We start from the raw sequence: 306 nt of genomic DNA on the forward strand, positions 1-306 counted from the left end.
GGGGGCGCGCACCGCGGGGCGGGGCCCGGGGGGGGGGCCCACGGGGGGCTGGGTGATTTTCCGACCGCCGACCCTGATGGTGGGGTGTTGGGCGCCGTTGGCGGTCTGAAAATCACCCGCAACGCCCCTCTCCGCACCCACCCCCTCCACCGCCCCCTCCCGCAGCGCGTCCCTCTCGCCTTGGGCGGGTGGGGAGGTGGGGGTGGGTGTTGGTGGGTGGGTGCGGATTCTTGTGGTGCGGGCGCGCGGGCGGTGGCTCGCGCGCCCGCGGGGGGTGGGGGGGTCAAGGGGGGGGGTTCGGCCACA

The organism is Kitasatospora sp. NPDC059827, from assembly GCF_042731675.1.
Lineage (GTDB): Bacteria > Actinomycetota > Actinomycetes > Streptomycetales > Streptomycetaceae > Kitasatospora.